Annotated in this window: 17 protein-coding genes and 1 tRNA gene; 5 read left to right on the top strand and 13 right to left on the bottom strand. The window is 69.2% G+C overall.

The genetic code is table 11. From position 1 onward, the window contains the following. The first annotated feature begins 65 nt into the window (after positions 1-65). On the top strand, positions 66-2375 hold the full coding sequence (gene secD / locus DFI_RS07575) for a protein translocase subunit SecD (RefSeq protein WP_027461643.1): 2310 nt from the start codon (positions 66-68) through the stop codon (positions 2373-2375). 130 nt (positions 2376-2505) lie between these two features. Then, complete coding sequence (gene argC, locus DFI_RS07580; protein WP_027461644.1) at positions 2506-3549, top strand: N-acetyl-gamma-glutamyl-phosphate reductase; 1044 nt, start codon at positions 2506-2508, stop codon at positions 3547-3549. Positions 3550-3608: 59 nt separating this feature from the next. On the opposite strand, the gene DFI_RS07585 is transcribed toward argC, so the two are convergent. The 6 genes from DFI_RS07585 to DFI_RS07610 form a co-directional block, all read right to left on the bottom strand. Beyond that, positions 3609-4463 carry an MBL fold metallo-hydrolase gene (locus DFI_RS07585; protein ID WP_027461645.1) on the bottom strand — a complete coding sequence of 285 codons (855 nt, stop codon included), beginning with the start codon at positions 4461-4463 and terminating at the stop codon, positions 3609-3611. A 49-nt stretch (positions 4464-4512) separates the two neighbouring features. Then, positions 4513-4806: a GNAT family N-acetyltransferase gene (locus DFI_RS07590; protein WP_027461646.1), complete on the bottom strand. Its 294-nt coding sequence runs from the start codon at positions 4804-4806 to the stop codon at positions 4513-4515. Between the two features lie 91 nt (positions 4807-4897). Then, positions 4898-5299, bottom strand: a complete 402-nt coding sequence (locus tag DFI_RS07595) for a barstar family protein (protein WP_027461647.1) — start codon at positions 5297-5299, stop codon at positions 4898-4900. Then, complete coding sequence (locus DFI_RS07600) at positions 5296-5730, bottom strand: guanyl-specific ribonuclease (RefSeq protein WP_027461648.1); 435 nt, start codon at positions 5728-5730, stop codon at positions 5296-5298. Before DFI_RS07600 ends, DFI_RS07595 begins: the two co-directional genes overlap by 4 nt. Beyond that, on the bottom strand, positions 5727-6782 hold the full coding sequence (locus DFI_RS07605; protein ID WP_081425657.1) for a heme-dependent oxidative N-demethylase subunit alpha family protein: 1056 nt from the start codon (positions 6780-6782) through the stop codon (positions 5727-5729). The genes DFI_RS07600 and DFI_RS07605 overlap by 4 nt, the downstream gene beginning before the upstream one ends. Before the next feature lie 73 nt (positions 6783-6855). Further along, the gene (locus DFI_RS07610) at positions 6856-7683 is read right to left on the bottom strand and encodes an undecaprenyl-diphosphate phosphatase (protein WP_027461649.1); all 828 of its coding nucleotides are present in this window, start codon (positions 7681-7683) and stop codon (positions 6856-6858) included. An 87-nt stretch (positions 7684-7770) separates the two neighbouring features. Here DFI_RS07610 and DFI_RS07615 point away from each other — a divergent pair, with 87 nt between their 5' ends. Continuing rightward, positions 7771-8592 (top strand): aminoglycoside phosphotransferase family protein, encoded by an 822-nt coding sequence (locus DFI_RS07615; RefSeq protein WP_027461650.1) that lies wholly within the window; start codon positions 7771-7773, stop codon positions 8590-8592. A gap of 24 nt (positions 8593-8616) precedes the next feature. Continuing rightward, complete coding sequence (locus DFI_RS07620; RefSeq protein WP_027461651.1) at positions 8617-9897, top strand: MFS transporter; 1281 nt, start codon at positions 8617-8619, stop codon at positions 9895-9897. A 53-nt stretch (positions 9898-9950) separates the two neighbouring features. On the opposite strand, the gene DFI_RS07625 is transcribed toward DFI_RS07620, so the two are convergent. Then, positions 9951-10634 (bottom strand): zinc metallopeptidase, encoded by a 684-nt coding sequence (locus tag DFI_RS07625; protein ID WP_027461652.1) that lies wholly within the window; start codon positions 10632-10634, stop codon positions 9951-9953. Positions 10635-10783: 149 nt separating this feature from the next. After that, positions 10784-11077, bottom strand: coding sequence for a stage V sporulation protein S (locus DFI_RS07630; RefSeq protein ID WP_022801904.1), 294 nt, complete (start codon positions 11075-11077; stop codon positions 10784-10786). Positions 11078-11454: 377 nt separating this feature from the next. On the opposite strand from DFI_RS07630, the gene DFI_RS07635 reads away from it, so the two are divergent. Continuing rightward, positions 11455-11529 (top strand) — tRNA-Val (locus DFI_RS07635). A 131-nt stretch (positions 11530-11660) separates the two neighbouring features. Here the strand turns inward: DFI_RS07635 and DFI_RS07640 are convergent. From DFI_RS07640 to DFI_RS07660, 5 genes are all read right to left on the bottom strand, one after another. Beyond that, complete coding sequence (locus DFI_RS07640; protein ID WP_027461653.1) at positions 11661-12884, bottom strand: DUF790 family protein; 1224 nt, start codon at positions 12882-12884, stop codon at positions 11661-11663. Continuing rightward, the gene (locus DFI_RS07645) at positions 12885-14294 is read right to left on the bottom strand and encodes a DEAD/DEAH box helicase family protein (RefSeq protein WP_027461654.1); all 1410 of its coding nucleotides are present in this window, start codon (positions 14292-14294) and stop codon (positions 12885-12887) included. Positions 14295-14355: 61 nt separating this feature from the next. Then, positions 14356-14850, bottom strand: coding sequence for a hypothetical protein (locus DFI_RS07650; RefSeq protein ID WP_027461655.1), 495 nt, complete (start codon positions 14848-14850; stop codon positions 14356-14358). After that, complete coding sequence (locus DFI_RS07655) at positions 14851-15126, bottom strand: hypothetical protein (protein WP_022801900.1); 276 nt, start codon at positions 15124-15126, stop codon at positions 14851-14853. It abuts the gene before it with no gap. Between the two features lie 74 nt (positions 15127-15200). Then, positions 15201-16268 carry a GGDEF domain-containing protein gene (locus tag DFI_RS07660; protein ID WP_081425658.1) on the bottom strand — a complete coding sequence of 356 codons (1068 nt, stop codon included), beginning with the start codon at positions 16266-16268 and terminating at the stop codon, positions 15201-15203. Between the last annotated feature and the right edge of the window lie 79 nt (positions 16269-16347).

The raw sequence follows: 16347 nt of genomic DNA on the forward strand, positions 1-16347 counted from the left end.
CGCCCACGCTTGCCCACCCACGGGGCGGGCAGTGCAGATCAAGTGTGTGAAGGAGTTCAGAGAACGTGACGTACGGCAATAACCGCAACAAGACCACCTCCGGCAACCGCCGGCCCCCCGCGCGGCCCACGGGCAGCCGGGGCCCCAACCGCTGGACCGGGCCGCTGCTGCTGGCCCTGACGCTACTGAGCCTGCTGTTCATCTGGCGACCCTGGCAGCACCAGGACAGCCCCTGGAGCCTCTGGGACGACAAGTTCCAGTTCATCACCCTGGGCCTCGACCTCAAGGGCGGGCTGCGCATCGAACTGGCCCCCGAGGACGGCACGGCCACCAAGGAAGAACTGGAGCGCGTGAAGACGGTCGTGGAAAACCGCGTGAACGCCCTGGGCGTGGCGGAACCCACCGTGACCGTCGCGGGCGGCAAACGCGTGGTCGTGGAGATCCCGGGCGCGACCCCGCAGGTGCAGCAGCAGGCGCGCGAGATCATCCAGCGGCAGGCGCGGCTGGAATTCCGGATCGTGCAGCCCAACGCCCAGCCGGACCAGGAGACGCTGAACAAGAACCCCAACAGCCAGGGCTACGACCTGGCCGACCTGGGACCCGTGGAGGCGACTGGGGCCGTGATCGCGGACGCGCAGGCCGGCACCGACCAGCGCACCGGGCAGTGGCTGGTGTCCTTCCAGACGACTGGCGACAACAGCAAGACCTTCGGCGAGTTCACCCGCAAGAACATCGGGAAGCTCATGGCGATCGTGCTGGACGATCAGATCAAGTCCGTGGCGACCATCCAGTCGGCGCTGTACGGCGGCGGGCAGATCAGCGGCAGCTTCGGCGCGGACGAGGCCTCGCAGCTGGCCCTGGTGCTGCGTTCGGGCGCACTGCCCGTGAAGATCAAGACGGAAGCCGAGCGGGCCATCGGGCCGACGCTGGGTGCCGACGCGATCCGCAGCGGCGCGATCGCCAGCGCGATCGGCATGGGCCTGGTGTTCGTGGCGCTGTTCGCGTACTACGGCTTCTGGTTCGGGCTGGTGGGCGCGCTGGGCCTGCTGTTCTCGGCCGTGGCGATCCTGGGCATGCTGGGCGGTTTCGGCGCGACGCTGACGCTGCCGGGCATCGCGGGTCTGGTGCTGACCATCGGGTCGGCGGTGGACGGGAACGTGATCTCCTTCGAGCGCATCAAGGAGGAGATGGCCAAGGGCAAGGGCATCAAGAACGCCATCGGCGCCGGGTACGAGAGCTCGGCCTCCGCGATCATCGACGTGAACGCCGCCAGCCTGCTCTCGGCCCTGGCGCTGTACAACTACTCCAGCGGTCCGGTGCGCGGCTTCGCGGTCACCCTGATCATTGGTCTGATTCCCTCCACGTTCTCGAACATGGTGGTCGCCAAGTGGCTGATGCAGCGCCTCGCGCAGATCAAGCCGAACATGCGCGCGCCGCAGTGGATCAAGGAAACGCACTTCAACTTCATGAAGCCCGCCAAGTGGATCGCCGGGGTCTCCCTGCTGCTGGCGGTACTCGGCGCGGCGACCGTGTTTACCAAGGGCCTGAACTACGGCGTGGACTTCACGTCCGGCACGACCCTCTCCGCGCAGACGGCCGCCAGCGTCACCACCGATCAGGTGCGGGACGCGGTCACGTCGGCCGGCGTGGCGTCCGTGACCGGGCAGAGCACCACCATCCAGCGTGAACTGACGCCCACGCAGCAGGGCGTGAACTACACCGTGAAGACCCCGCAGCTCACCACCGAGGAAGCGAACAAGGTCACCGCGGCCATCCGCAAGCTGGAGGGCGGGGACGTGCGCGCCACCGAGACGGTCGGGCCGGCGGTCGGGAAGGAACTCACGCAGAACGCCACGTACGCCGCGCTGCTGGGCTTCGGGCTGATCCTGGTGTACATCGGCATCCGCTTCGACTTCATCATGGGCGTCGGCAGCATCCTGGCCGCGATTCACGACGTGGCGATCGCCATGGGTCTGTTCGCGCTGCTGAACCTGGAGTTCACCGTGTCCACCGTCGCCGCGCTGCTGACGCTGGTCGGTTACTCGCTGAACGACTCGATCATCGTGTCCGACCGCATCCGCGAGAACATGCGGACCATGCGCGGGCAGCCGTACCGCAAGATCGTGAACGCCGCGATCAACCAGACGCTGTCCCGCACGGTCATGACCTCGCTGACGGTGATGCTGCCGCTGCTGAGCCTGCTGATCATCGGCGGGCCGGTGCTGCGCGACTTCGCGTTCATCCTGGTGACGGGCATCCTGGTGGGCACGTACTCCAGCGTGTACATCGTGTCGCCGATGATCGTCTACTTCGAGGACTGGCGCACCAGCCGCCGGAAGGACGCGCCGGCCACGGCGCCCGCCCCGAAAGCCTGAGCCTCTCCTGTTCCCGTTCCGCCCCGGTGACCGCCGGGGCGGTTTTCAATTGCGCGACGCCCCCTGCCCCCGGACGAGTGACAGACAGGTCATGGTGTGCCAGGGGCTTCATCCCGCAAAGTGAAGGGCGATGAGTGAGCAGAAAACAGTCGCGATCGTGGGCGGCAGCGGGTACGCGGGCGGGGAGTTCCTGCGCCTGGCGCTGAACCACCCGAACCTGAAGGTCACGCAGGTGACCAGTGAACGCAGTGCGGGCCTGCCCGTCACCATGGTCCACCCCAACCTGCGCAGCCGGTCCAACCTGAAGTTCACGAAGATGGCCGAGTTGCAGGACGCGGACATCGTGGTGCTGGCCCTGCCGCATGGCAGCGCGGCCAAGCGCATCGCGGAGTTCGAGGCTCGGGGCCGGGTGATCGTGGATCTGTCCGCCGACTTCCGCCTGAAGGACCCCGAGGTGTACCGGGCCACGTACGGCGAGGACCACCCCGCGCCGGACAAACTGGGCGAGTGGGTGTACGGCAACCCGGAACTGCACCGCGCGGAGCTGAGGGACGCCACGCGCATCGCCTGCGCCGGCTGCTTCGCGACCAGCGTGATCCTGGCCCTGTACCCGCTGCTGAAACTGGGGGTGCTGTTGCCCAAGGACATCATCGCCACGGGCCTGGTGGGGTCCAGTGCGGCCGGGGCGAGCAGCAGTGACGCCTCGCACCACCCGGAACGCGCCGGGAGTCTGAGGGTGTACAAGCCGATCGGGCACCGCCACACCGCCGAGGCGCAGCAGGAACTGCCGGGGAACTTCCCCCTGCACCTCACGGCCATCAGCACGCCCCGCGTGCGCGGCATCCTGACCACCATCCAGGCCTGGATTCCGGACGGGTACAGCGACCGGGACGTGTGGAGCGCCTACCGCGAGGTGTACGGGCAGGAGCCGTTCATCCGGATCGTGAAGGTCGCCAAGGGCATTCACCGCTACCCGGACCCGATGCTGCTGGACGGCACGAACTTCTGCGACCTGGGCTTCGAGATGGACAACGACACCGGCCGCGTGGTCCTGATGAGCGCCATCGACAACCTCGGGAAGGGCACCGCCGGGCACGCCCTCCAGAGCCTGAACATCGCGCACGGGTGGGAGGAGACGCTGGGCCTGGAGTTCACGGGCCTGCATCCCGTCTGAGGCCAGGGGGCCAGGGGAGGGCCAGGGGCTGAACGGCTGCCCCTGGCCCTCCCGCCTGCTCAGTTCTCGGGGCTGTCCGGCGCCGCCCGGTAGCCGCCTTTCGGGTGCGGTACGAGACGCCCGAAGGGGTGCTGCGGGTCGTGGGGCGTGCAGATCAGGGCGTTCCTCTCGTGCCATTCGGGGAAGTGCTGCTTGCGCTGCTCCACGTTCGTGACGGGGTACAGGTCGTAGCCGATCACCCAGGCGGTGGGGGCGTGCGCCAGGGTGGTGAGCAGGTCGGCGGTGTACACCAGCGTCTCGCCGCCCCGTTCCAGCATCACGCCCTGCTGGCCGAGGTTGTGGCCGGGCAGCGGGATCACTTTCAGGCCGGGGCGGAGTTCCGTCTCGCCGTCCACCACGTCGAACAGGCCCGCGTCGGCGATGGGCTCGTAGTAGGCGGGGATGTAGCTGGCGCGGCTGCGTTCGTGGGGGTGGCGGGCGTCGTGCAGTTCCTGCTTCTGCACCACGTACCGGGCGTTCGGGAAGGTGGGTTCGCCCAGCGCGGTGACGTTGCGGCCCGCGTGATCGAAGTGCAGGTGGGTGTTGATGACGAGGTGGATGTCATCCGGAGTGAGGCCCTCGCGGTCCAGGCCGCGGAAGATCGTCTCATCGCGGTCCACGGCGTAAATGTGCTCGAACTTCTCGCCACCCTGGTCCCAGAAGCCGGTCTCGATCAGGATGTTCTCGCCGTTCAGGCGGATCAGCAGGGGGTTGATGCGGAGCTGGATGCGGTTCTCGTCGTCGGGTGGGGCGACTTTCTCCCACAGGACGCGGGGGACGACGCCGAACATGGCGCCGCCGTCCAGGCGGAACTGGCCGTCCGTGAGGCTGATGACTTCGGCGTCGCCGACCGTGCGCTTGTGAATCCAGGCCATGCCGCCCAGCCTAACGGACGTTCGTTCCCGTTCGCGCGGGAGCGTGGGTTCAGCGGGCGACGAGGTCCGCGTACTCCGGGTGGTCCGCCACGAACTGCGCCGCGAACGAGCACTGCGGGTTCGCCCGGAGGCCCTGCGAGCGGACATCGTTCAGCGCGAACTCCATCACCTGCGCGGCATACCCCTGCCCCTGGTGGGCCGGGGCGGTCTCGGTGTGGTTCAGGACCACCGTGCCGCCGCTCTGGGCGTAGGCGGCCAGGGCGACCAGTTCGCCGTTCAGGTACAGTTCGTACTGCCGGCGCTCCGCGTTGTGGTGCAGGGTGGGCTGCGAGGACTCGGTCATCCGCCGAGCGTAGAGGCGCGGGGCCACCCGGCGTCAGGGCTCCGGCTTCACCAGACTTCAACACCCGGGATTTCGCCACGCGGGGCGGGCGTCAGAGCCGGGCGTCCGGGTGGGCGTCACTCTCCTGCACCAGCAGCCACAGGCGCCGGCCCGTCTCGGCGGCGCGGGCCTGGGCGTCCAGCAGCACCGTTTCCAGGTCGGCGGCCAGCCGGGCGTGCTTGCGGCGGAAGTACGGGTAGTCGCAGAGCACCAGCGCCAGGTCCCGCGGGAACTGCCCGGGGTCGGTCAGCACGTCGAACAGCGCGTCCCAGTTGCGGCCGAAGTGGTCGGTGAGCGCCAGGCCGCCCAGGAACGCCATCATCAGGCCTTCCTTGTGGTGCACGCCGGTGAACGCTACCTCCCGCACGGCCACGCGGTGCCCGGCGGCCAGCATGCGCAGCTCGTGCGGCGCGCGTTGCAGGCCCTCCGGGGGCCCGTTGAAGATCTGGATCATGGCCGGTCTCCTGCGCCCTGAATGCGGCGGAACGACGCGTAGTGGTCGGCGGTGTAGTAGCACTCGTCCAGGCGGGTGGCCGGCTGACCGCCGCACACGATCCGCCGGGCGCCCCGGTCCCGCTCGCCGGGCGTGCGGACGGTGTACTCGCGGTAGTACCCGCGCGCCTGCAACGGCAGGAGCCGCTCGCGGTTGCCGAAGGTCGAGCCGTCCTGCGCGTACGTGAACGGGCCGCCCTGGCCGATGCGGTCCAGCACGCCGGTCGCCTCGCGCGGCAGGGCGCTGCGGGCCACCCAGCCCAGCCCGCTGTGCGGGTCGCGGGCCGCCGCCGTGGGGGCGGGGGTGCCCGTGGAGGGGGAGACGCCGGGTTTCTGGCAGGCGCCCAGGGTCAGGGTGCACAGCAGGGCAAGGAGGACGGGCCGGACGGTCACGTCTCGGAGTGTACGCCCGGCCCGCCACCCGGGCCTTCGGGGCTCCTTGACGTTCCGGGGCTCCCGGCGCGGGCGTCCAGCCACGCCAGCACGTCCGGGAGGAGCGTCTGGAGGCCCTTGTACCCCACCTGCTCGGGCGTCATGGACCGCAGCGCCTGCGCCAGCCGCACCGCGTGCTTCGGCGTCTGCACGGCCTGCGTCAGGGGCGTGGTGTACGGACGGATGGTGAACAGCGCCCCGCCCGCCGCTGGGAAACCGGTCAGCGTCTGCCGCTCCACGCGCAGGAACGCGCCGTCCGGGTGGAAGCGGGTGGCGGCGTGCCGGTCGGCATCCGGCGGGGAGGCCGGGTGGTGGTCCAGGCGGTCGCCCATGCTGAGCCCCCACGCGAAGCGGATGAAAGGCCCCCGGGTGATCACGGCGTCCACCAGCCGGGGCGCGGTGGCGTTCATAGGGCCGCTCCCGGCGACCGGGGCGTGCACCGCCACAAAATCCCGCCCGAGCTTGTCGCGGGGGTCCCAGTGCTGCGGGGACAGCACGTGCGTGGCCGCCAGCCAGTCCCCGCCGTCCCCGCGGGCGATCACGGCGAGGTCCTCCGGAGCGTTCAGGCCCAGGAAGTCCAGGGAGCCCACCGGGGTGAGGTTCTCGACCAGGGCGGCGTGCGGCGCCGCGAACCGTTCCAGGTGCTCGATGCCGCCCCAGCGGAGGTCCAGGCGGGCCGCCCAGCCCAGCTGGTCGTTGCGGAAGGTCTGGCCGTCCCAGTGCAGCGCGCCCGCGCTGTCCTCGGCGAGCGTGCGGGCCACGTGGGTCAGGGCGGCCTCGCGCAGCTCGGGCGTCAGGCCGGCCTCACCGGCGTACTCGTGCAGCGCGCGGCGGTGCGCGGCCGCCTTGCTGCGGACAAAGCGGGGGTACTCGCGGTCCAGCGCGAAGGTGTGCGTCTCCCCTGCCCCGTCCTGCCGCCAGGGAATCGGCTGACCGAAGCGGAACAGGCCGGCCGACACCTCGTACCGGCCGTTCAGGAAGGGCCGGTACACGGCCGGGGCGCCCTCGGACATGGTGCATTCTGGCATTCTGCGCGGCAGGACAACGGGCCGCGCGCAGGCGGCCCGGAGGCGGCGCGGCGCAGCCTCAGCCGAGGCTGCCGTTGCTCATGACGCCGGTGGCGACCAGCACCAGGATCAGGGCGCCCACCAGGACGCGGTACACGGCGAAGCCCTTGAAGTTGTTGGTGGACACGAACTTCAGCAGCCACCCGATCGCCAGGTACGCCACCACGAAGCTCACGCCAGCGCCCAGCAGCACATTGACCAGCCCGATCTCCCCGAAGATGATCTCGCGGTCCTGAATGAGGTTCAGCAGGGCCGCGCCGCCCAGCGTGGGCACGCCCAGGTAGAAGCTGAACTTCGTGGCGGTCGGGCGGTCCAGACCCAGGGCCATGCCGCCCAGAATGCTGCTGGCGCTGCGGGAGAACCCGGGCCACAGCAGGGCCAGGCACTGCAACGCGCCGATCATCAGGGCCTTGGGCAGGCCGATGCCTTCGATGGCGTGCACATCCGGCTGCACGCGGCGGTTCTCGATCAGCCACATCAGCACGCCGCCCACGATCAGCGCCCAGGCGACCACGCTGGGTTTGAACAGCACCTCCTGAATCCGGTCACCCAGCAGAAGGCCCAGGATCACGGCGGGAATCGTGGCGACCAGCACGCCGCTCCACAGCTGCTGCTGGGTGCGGTCGGTGCCGACGTCCCTGAGTTTCAGGAAGTCCCGCCAGTAGTACACCAGCACGCTCAGGATCGCGCCGCCCTGAATGACGACCTCGAAGGCGTCCTTGACTTCCTTCGTCCACGGGACGCCCATCAGGTTCCCGGTCAGGATCAGGTGACCGGTGGAGCTGATGGGAAGGAATTCCGTGATGCCCTCGACGATTCCGTAAATGATGGCGTACACCCAGTCCATATCCGGGAGAGCCTAACACTTCCCTGCCAATGCCCGGGTCGTCCGAAAGGTGCAGCGCGGGGCGCGTCGGGTGCACACTGCGGGGGCATGACCCCCGAGACTGCCCCCCTGCCCTTTGCGGAGTTCCTGACCCGCTGGGGCCTCACCCCGGACGGCCCGGCCCGCCGCACGCCGGGCAGCGACCTGCTGCCGGTGCGCTGGCAGGGACGCGCGGCCATGCTGAAGCTCGCCCGGACGGCGGAGGAGGCGGCCGGGCACCGCCTGATGGTGTGGTGGGCCGGGCAGGGCGCCGCCCGGGTGTACGCCCACGATGGCCCGGCCCTACTGATGGAACGTCTGGACCGCGAGGGCACGCTGGCGGCGCAGGCGCTGGACGGGCAGGACAGCGACGCCACCCGGGTGCTGTGCCGCGCGGCGGTGGCCGTACACGGGGCCGGGCAAGGGCCCTGGCCGGCGTTGCCGGACCTGCATCGCTGGTTCCGGGCGCTGGGCGAGGCGGCCGGGCAGGGTGCGGAATTCGCGGCCCTGTGGGCCGTGGCGCAGCGCTGCCTCGCGGAGCAGCGGGACGTGCGGCCCCTGCACGGCGACCTGCATCACGGCAACGCCCTGCACAGCGCGGAGCGGGGCTGGGTGCTGATTGACCCGAAGGGCCTGATCGGAGACCCGGCGTTCGAGTACGCGAACCTCCTGTGCAACCCCACCCTGACGCACGCGCTGTCCCCGGGCCGGCTGGAGGCGCAACTGGCCGTGATCGCGCAGGAAAGCGGGCTGAACGCTGCCCGGCTGGCCCGCTGGGCGGCGGCGTACGCGGGCCTGTCCGCGGCGTGGCACCTGGAGGACGGCCAGCGGCACGAGGCAGCGCTGACCCTCCGCGTGGCGCATGCGGCAAATCTCGCTCCCGGGCGCTGACGCGCGTCCCTATACTGGCGCGACATGACCTCCCCGAGTTCCCTTGCGGCCCCCACTGCCGGGCCCAGCGCCGCCGTGCCCAGTCCGTGGAAATTGTCCGCCTTCTGGTTCGGGAGTGCCTTCCTGTGGCTGCTGCTGCTGCTGATCCTGATGCCCGCCGACGTGAAGCACTTCGTGGGGGACGCCGACAAGGGCAAGTACCTGGGCCTGCTGGGCGGCATCGGCGCGGTGGTGGCGCTGGTGCTCCCGCCCATCGTGGGCAACTACTCCGACCGGGTGGGCAAACGCCTGCCGCTGATGCGTCTGGGCGTGGGCGTCAGCGTGGTGGGGCTGGCGGTGATGGCCTTCGCGGCCACGACCCTGAACGGCATGAACGGCTTCTGGATCTACACGCTGGGGTTCCTGATCGTGCAGTTCGGGAACAATTACGCCACCGCGCCGTACAGCGCCCTGATTCCGGAACTCGTGCCGCAGGCCGAGCGCGGACGGTACAGCGGCGTGATGGGGCTGTTGCAGGCGTCCGGGCAGTTGCTGGGCGGCGTGACGGCCCTGCTGGTGGGGCTGCTGCACCTGCCGGGCCTGGTCAGTTACCTGCTGATCGCCGTGGCGGTCCTGGTGAGTGCCTGGGTGACGCTCTCCGGCGTGCCGGAAACGCAGGTAAAGGTCCGGAAGGAGTCGGGCCCGCGCCTGAGCCTCGCGCAGCTGTTCGCACACCAGCCGTTCCTTTGGGTGTTCATCACGCGGGCACTGTTCGCGCTGGGGCAGTACAGCGTGCAGCCGTTCCTGAGCTACTACACCAAGGACGTCCTGAAGCAGGAGAACGCCAGTCTGTCCACCAGCATCCTGCTGATGACGATCATCGTCGGGGCGATCTGCACCACCCTGATCGGCGGGCGCCTGAGTGACCGCATCGGGCGCAAACCCGTGATCTACGTGGCCGGCACCCTGATGGCCGCCATCGCGCTGCTGCTGCTGATCGCACCCAGCTTCCCGGTGGCGGTGGCGATGTCCCTGGTGTTCGGGCTGGGCTACGGCGCGTTCACCAGCGTGGACTGGGCGCTGGGCAGCGACGCCATGCCCAGCAGCGGCAGTTACGCCCGCGACATGGGCATCTGGCATGTGGCGTTCGTGGCGCCGCAGCTGATCGAGTCCCCGCAGGGCATCCTGCTCGACCACGGCAACCGGCTGGGCGGGAACCTGGGGTACAGCTGGGTGTTCGGGCTGGCGGCCGTGTTCTTCATCCTGGGCGTGATCCTGGTGCGCAACGTGCCGGAAGCGCCCCGCGGGGCCCGCAAGGCGGGATAAGGTCACCCGCCAGCGCGAGGCCGGCGGGTGTGGACGCTCAGGCAGGCGGCGGGTCAGTCGTCGCTGCTGCGGGCCATGGCGAACACGTTCATGAACTGCGCCAGGGCCATCGCAAAGCCGGCCACATAAGTGAGGGCAGCGGCGGTCAGAACGCGCCGGGCCCCAGCTTCCCCTTCGGCGCTGCCGTTCAGGGCGCGGCCCTGGAGGTACTGCAGCGCGCGGCGGCTGGCGTCGAACTCCACCGGCAGCGTGATCAGGTGAAACAGCAGCGCGAAGCCGAAGAAGATCACGCCGGCCCACACCAGGCCGCTGATCTGCAGGAACAGGCCCACCATCAGCAGCAACGGCGCGAGGTTCATACCGAGGCTCAGGGGCATGGCCATCTGACCGCGCAGGATCAGGGCCGGCATGCGGACCTTGTCCTGGATGGCGTGGCCGACCTCATGCGCGGCGACGGCCATGGCGGCCACGCTGGGCACGTTGTAGTTCCCCTCGGACAGGTTCACAGTCTTGCGGACCGGGTCGTAGTGGTCGCTGAGGGTACCGGGCACCATCTGCACAGGGACGTTGTGCAGGCCGTTCTCGTCGAGCATCTGGCGGGCCACCTCGGCCCCGGTGAGGTTGCGGGCATTGCGGACCTGGCCCCAGCGGCGGTAACTGCTGGTCAGGTATCCCTGAATGAGCATGGAGGCGACAAAAATCGCCAGGATCAGAAAGGTGTACGGGCCAAAGATCATGTGATACCCCCACTTCACATCTTAGCCAACCACACTCAAGTTCAATGAGAAAACGTTCAGCGTGGACCGGGAAACCCCAGTCCACGCTTCACATTTGCCAACCGGCCGCCGCTGCCCCAGAGACAGCTGCCAGCCCTGTATGTTCGGGATCAGCCCGTGCTGGCCTCGCCCGCGGCTTCCAGCGGCCGGGCCGTGACGGTGAAGCGCAGCGCAGTCCGCTCTTCCTGATCAGCGCCCAGCTTCACGAAGGCCGGCTGCGTCACCAGGTCCAGGTGGTCGCCCACCAGATACCCGCGGGCGATGGCCATGGCCTTCACACTCTGGTTCACGGCTGCGGGGCCGATCGCCTGAACTTCCACCTCACCCTGGGAGCGCAGCAGCGCGGCGATGGCACCGGCGAGGGCGTTGGGTCTCGAATTTCCAGAAACACGTAATACTTCCACGATTCAACCTCTATAAGTCGTACAGGAACACGCTCGGTTTCGACGGTCCAGAACGGGGGTATTGTGGCGCCGCTTCCGAAGCGGTACAAGGCCCCCAGCGGGGGGGCCCGAAAAAGGCAAAATCTGCGTCCTGTGAAAGAAATCTGCAAGACTTCGCCTGTTATGGACCGCTCGGATCAGGGCGTCACCCCCCACCAGCATACCGTTCGACGTCGAACAAAAGGTGTGACCGCGCGGGTATTCTCTGCACATTTTTATTCACACCGTGCGCCCCCGCCCAGTACTCGCCCCGGCGCCGCGCCAATCCCTCCCCTTGCACCACGCCAGACAGCGGCGTAACATGATCGGCCGTGCACCACCCCAGCGGTGACCCGGCCGGGCGGTTAGCTCAGCGGTAGAGCTCTCGCCTTACAAGCGATAGGTCGGGGGTTCAAATCCCTCACCGCCCACCACAGCAGGCCCCGACCCCGGTCGGGGCTTTTTACTGGCGCCCTGCCGTCCATGGTCAGGACCGGGCTGGACTGGCGATGACGCCAACGAACCGCAGGCAAGGCCCCACGGAGATCCACGTCCAGGCCCGGTCTCAGCCGGTGGTCGTCATGCGCTCCGCGACGGCCAGCACGTCCTTGGGACCGAGCACGCCCTTGAACCACACCACCCGGTCCCCGAAGTCTCTGGGGTCCACCCCGGCCTTCTCCAGGTTCAGGCGCTCGGAGACGCACACGATCACGTCGGTCCGGCCGGATCTGCGCAGCAGTTCGAACTTCTTCCGGAGGTACTCAGGCCGCCAGTACCCGACGATCTCCACCAGCACCGACTGTTCGCCCTTCACCAGGCGGAAGTCGGGGAGGATCACCCCGCCGGGCACGGGCACGAGGTCCACCTCGCGTTCCAGCGTCCAGTCCGTGCTCAATTTCGCGAACCGCTCGGTAAAGCCGGCTTCCAGCGCGGAGTCGTGCTCCTCCGGGGGTTTGTAGTGGCTGACGTAGCCGTCCTCGCTGGTGAGCTGCAGCATCCATTCCTGGTCCGCTTTGTCCACCCAGGCGAGTTCATGGCGGGGTTTGACCTGGGCGGTCAGGTCCCATTTCGTGACGTGCAGCAGAGCGGGGAGAAATTTCGCCATGGCGAGGCCGTAGCGGGTGGTGCTGCCGAACAGGCTGGACGGGCCGTCCATCGTCAGGGTGAAGCCGATGCCGGCGTCGCCCTCCACGGTGAGCATCAGCCCGAAGAACTTCGTGTACTTCAGCAGTTGCTTGTACCGGGCCGGTTCGTTGCGGCGGGCGGTGATGATCAGGCTGTACGCCCGGTACAGCTGCCCCTGCACCTGCGCCAGATCGAAGCGCTGAATGAGTTCCGTGGGCGTGGGCGGGTCGAAGGCCACCAGGGTCTGCTGGTCCGGCAGGTCCGCGTACAGGGCCGAGAGAACGTCTGCCGGGGACACGGTCGGGCCCAGTTCTCTGGCCGCCTGGTCCAGGATCCGGGCAGTCCGGTGTCGGCTGGGTGGGCCGCCCTGCGCCAGGGCGAACACCCGTTGCCTCACCGCGGCCGGTTCCGTGTCGCCTCCGGCCTCGAACTCGGCCGTCTGGGTGAGGAGGTGCGCCAGCCCGCGGGGCACCTTGACGCTGGGTACATTCTTCTCGAAAGGCTGCAGGGCCTCATCCAGTTCGAAGCGGCGTTTGCCGATATGCGCCTCGAACGTGGCGATGAGGCTCTCGGCGAGCTGGAGATTGGAGGGCGTGGGCTTGAGTCTCGCGGGCAGCACGATGCCGGCCTTGACGTTGAACTTGAGCAGTTCAGTCGGCAGCATTCAGCCCACCGGCCCGTTCTGATCTTCCCAGAAGCGATCGAAGTCGGCCGGCTCCCCGGGGCGCCATTGCCCCTTGCGCTGCTGGCTGACGCGTTCCTCGCTCGTTCCTTCGGTGATGACCTCGTACAGCACGGCCTGCTTGCCCTCGGATTTGCGCAGGATCCGCCCGAGGCGCTGGATGTGCTCCCGTTCGGTGGACGTGCCGGACAGCACCACGGCCAGGCTGGCTTCCGGCACGTCCACACCCTCGTTCAGGACTCGGCTGGTCGCCAGGTACTGGTATTCCCCGCTGCGGAAGCGTTCCAGGATGGCGCTGCGTTCCTTCACCGGGGTCTGGTGCGTGATGACAGGAATCAGAAATTCGCGGCTGACGCGGTAGGCGGCGTCGTTGTCGTTCGTGAAGATCAGGGTCCGCGAGTCGGGATGCTCGGCCAGAATCGCCTCCAGCACCCGGAGTTTCCCCTCGGTGCCGTACGCGATGCTCCTGGCTTCCTGGTGGGCGCGCATGGCCTTGCGTCCAGCGAGGCTGCCGCTGGCGGCCACGAACTGCTGCCAGCCATCCAGGGACCCGAAGCGGATGCCTTCCTGCCTCAGGAACTCGTTCCGGAAGCGGATCAGTTCGTCGTAGCGTTCTTGCTCGGCGCGGGAAAGCTTGACCCGGACGAGCTCCAAGCGGTAATCCGCCAGGGTGTCACCTGCGAGTTCCGCCGGGGACACGCTGTAGACGACAGGCCCGATCAATTCGTCCAGGTCCCGTTCCCGGCCGTCGGAGCGTTTCAGGGTGGCGGACAGCCCCAGGCGGTAGGGAGCGAGGCTCATCTCCGCGATGACGCGCGTGAAGTCGCTGGGCAGGTGATGCACCTCGTCGCAGATCAAGAGGGCGTAGCGTCCGGCGAGCGTTTCGGCGTGAATGGCGGCAGAGTCGTACGTCGCGATCAGGATGGGCGTCTCGTCATGGCTGCCGCCGCCCAGCAGGCCCACGTTCGCGTCCGGGAAGGCGGCCACCAGCCCGGAATACCACTGCTCCATCAGGTCCAGGGTGGGCACGGTAATCAGGGTGCTGCGGGGCGTGTCACGCATCGCCAGCTGCGCGAGATAGGTCTTCCCTGCCCCGGTCGGCAGGACCGCCACGCCGCGCCGCCCGGCCGCCTTCCAGGCCTGCAACGCGCCACTTTGATGCGGGTAGGGCCGTTGGTCGCGCACGAAGCTCAGGTCGAGCTTCTGGAAGCCGGCCGCGTCGTCCCGCAGGGGCAGGGCGGCCTGCCGGGCCGTTTCCATGATCTCCCGGTAGGCCCGGCCTCGCGCGCGGTAGCTCTGGCTCCGGTCGTCCCAGGTGAAGAAGTCACGCAGCGCTTCGGGGCATTCGCGCATGACGAGCGTGCCGCGGTCCAGCCGGAGGACCGCGGTCACCTGCCCCACCGGGGGGGGCAGGAGCGTGGAGGGGGGGCGCACGGCACGGGCATCGGCGGGGTCAGCTGGCCCGGCTGAGCTGGAACTGCATCTGGCGGCGCACGCGTTCCTGCACGAGCACGTCCGGCACCCACAGGCCCTGCTGGCCGCGCACGGGAATGGGCACGTCGAAGCGCATGGGGTGGCGGAAGGTCAGGGCGATCCGGCCGGGTTCGTACCAGGCGGATTCGCTGTACTCGTCCACGGCGGCCAGGGTCACCACGCCGATCACGGCGGAGGGCGTGACGGTCGTCGGCCAGTACCGCTGGCCGCCGTGCCGGTAGACCCAGTCGTTCCAGTGCCGCTCGAAGCGGCTTCCGGCGTGGATGAGGAGGGGCTGGTTCAGCAGGCGGCGGGCCTGCGCGGTGTGGTGCGGCGCGGCGTGCCAGGGGCGGCTGTCCACGTCCCGGCCGCAGTCCAGGGTGGCGCTCGCCAGGGGTTCGGGGATGGTCAGGGCGTGCAGGGGCGCCCCGGGCGTGGGGACCGGCCAGGGCATGGGCTGGTGGGGCGCGGCCATTCAGCTCACCTCGTCGAGTTGCAGCCAGTCGAGGTTGAAGAACACCCGGTCGATCCAGCGGGCGAGGTCCTCCATGACCTCGTCCGGGTGGTAGGGGAACCACTGCCCGATCAGGAGGGTGGCGCCGCCGCCGCTGAGCATCTGGCCGGGTGAGAGGATGACGCCCGCGTCGTAGGTTTCGGCGGCGTGTGTTTCGAGGTCGTGCAGGGCCTGGGGGTCCACCTCGTGGCCGGGAGGCGGGTACAGCAGGATCACGGCGGCTGCTGGTTCGCTCATAGCAGAATCATGCCTCAGGAATTGCCTCAATATAGTAATCCGGTTCCGGCACCCGGCCAGAAGGGGCGCGGCCCTCATGGCCCGGCCACCATCCGGTTCCGGCCTGCCGCCTTCGCCTCGTACAGGCGCCGGTCGGCGAGGTCCACCAGCCCGGTCACGCCGACCGCCTCACTCAGGCAGGCCAAGCCCGCACTCAGGGTCACGGGCGGGATCCCGGGCGGCAGCACCGTCCGCACCACGGTCAGCACCCGCTGCCCCACCTCCCGGGCGTCCGCGGGAGACAGGTCGGCCAGAGCCACCAGGAACTCCTCTCCGCCCCAGCGCACCAGCACGTCGCTGGGCCGGGTCAGGTCCCTCAGGAGCGCGGCGACGGCCACGAGCACCTCGTCGCCGCGCCGGTGGCCCAGGGAATCGTTGATCTGCTTGAAGTGGTCCAGGTCGAAGAGAATCACCGCCAGCCGCTCGGGCGCGGCCTGCCACTGCCCGGCCAGGGCGGCCAGTTGCGCCTCCCCGGAGCGGCGGTTGCACAGCCCGGTCAGGGGATCGGTCGCGGCGATCGCGGCCAGGGCGGCGCTGCGCACCCGCTCGGTGCTGACCTCCTGCCCGTGCAGCGTCAGGTGCCACGCCAGCGGAATCGTGAACCCGGTGAGGATCAGCCCCGGCACGTCCGGCACGGTGGACTGCATCGCCCCGCTGAACAGCAGCCCGTACGTCACGCCCACCAGCACGGTCGCCCAGCGCAGTGGCAGCCAGGAGAACGCCAGCAGGAACACGATGACGGCGTGCAGCAGCAGGCCGGACGTGATGGGCCGCTGGGTCTGGGCCACCACCGCCACGTTGAGCAGCAGCCATAGGGTCACCAGCCCCACCGCGCCGCGCTGCACGTGATGAATGGGCAGGCGCGGCCAGCCGGCCAGGACCACCAGCAGCCCGTTCAGTCCGAAGGCCACCATGGCCGGCACCGAGACGAACGTGGCGGTCGGGTCGCGGTCTACGTACAGCCGCGTCAGGATCTGCACGAGCAGGGCCAGCAGCGCCAGCACCATCAGCGCCCCCCTCTGCCGGCGTTGGTTGGCGTCGATCTGGCGCTGGGGGGCCTCCACGCCCCCACCGTACCCGAGTGCCCGGACGCGGCCCTTCATCTGTTCCCCGGCCCGGATTCATGCAGGGCCGCGCCGCCCGCCTGCACGCGCAGAAGCCTCCGGGGCGCCGTGATGAGCG

The organism is Deinococcus ficus (genome assembly GCF_003444775.1).
GTDB lineage: Bacteria > Deinococcota > Deinococci > Deinococcales > Deinococcaceae > Deinococcus > Deinococcus ficus.

What these genes read in the sequence shown, in the direction of transcription:
- argC (WP_027461644.1), top strand. Translation starts at nt 2,506, where the DNA reads ATGAGTGAGCAGAAAACAGTCGCGATCGTGGGCGGCAGCGGGTACGCG.
- DFI_RS07585 (WP_027461645.1), bottom strand. Translation starts at nt 4,463, where the DNA reads ATGGCCTGGATTCACAAGCGCACGGTCGGCGACGCCGAAGTCATCAGC.
- DFI_RS07590 (WP_027461646.1), bottom strand. Translation starts at nt 4,806, where the DNA reads ATGACCGAGTCCTCGCAGCCCACCCTGCACCACAACGCGGAGCGCCGG.
- DFI_RS07595 (WP_027461647.1), bottom strand. Translation starts at nt 5,299, where the DNA reads ATGATCCAGATCTTCAACGGGCCCCCGGAGGGCCTGCAACGCGCGCCG.
- DFI_RS07605 (WP_081425657.1), bottom strand. Translation starts at nt 6,782, where the DNA reads ATGTCCGAGGGCGCCCCGGCCGTGTACCGGCCCTTCCTGAACGGCCGG.
- DFI_RS07610 (WP_027461649.1), bottom strand. Translation starts at nt 7,683, where the DNA reads ATGGACTGGGTGTACGCCATCATTTACGGAATCGTCGAGGGCATCACG.
- DFI_RS07615 (WP_027461650.1), top strand. Translation starts at nt 7,771, where the DNA reads ATGACCCCCGAGACTGCCCCCCTGCCCTTTGCGGAGTTCCTGACCCGC.
- DFI_RS07620 (WP_027461651.1), top strand. Translation starts at nt 8,617, where the DNA reads ATGACCTCCCCGAGTTCCCTTGCGGCCCCCACTGCCGGGCCCAGCGCC.
- DFI_RS07625 (WP_027461652.1), bottom strand. Translation starts at nt 10,634, where the DNA reads ATGATCTTTGGCCCGTACACCTTTCTGATCCTGGCGATTTTTGTCGCC.
- DFI_RS07640 (WP_027461653.1), bottom strand. Translation starts at nt 12,884, where the DNA reads ATGCTGCCGACTGAACTGCTCAAGTTCAACGTCAAGGCCGGCATCGTG.
- DFI_RS07650 (WP_027461655.1), bottom strand. Translation starts at nt 14,850, where the DNA reads ATGGCCGCGCCCCACCAGCCCATGCCCTGGCCGGTCCCCACGCCCGGG.
- DFI_RS07655 (WP_022801900.1), bottom strand. Translation starts at nt 15,126, where the DNA reads ATGAGCGAACCAGCAGCCGCCGTGATCCTGCTGTACCCGCCTCCCGGC.
- DFI_RS07660 (WP_081425658.1), bottom strand. Translation starts at nt 16,268, where the DNA reads ATGAAGGGCCGCGTCCGGGCACTCGGGTACGGTGGGGGCGTGGAGGCC.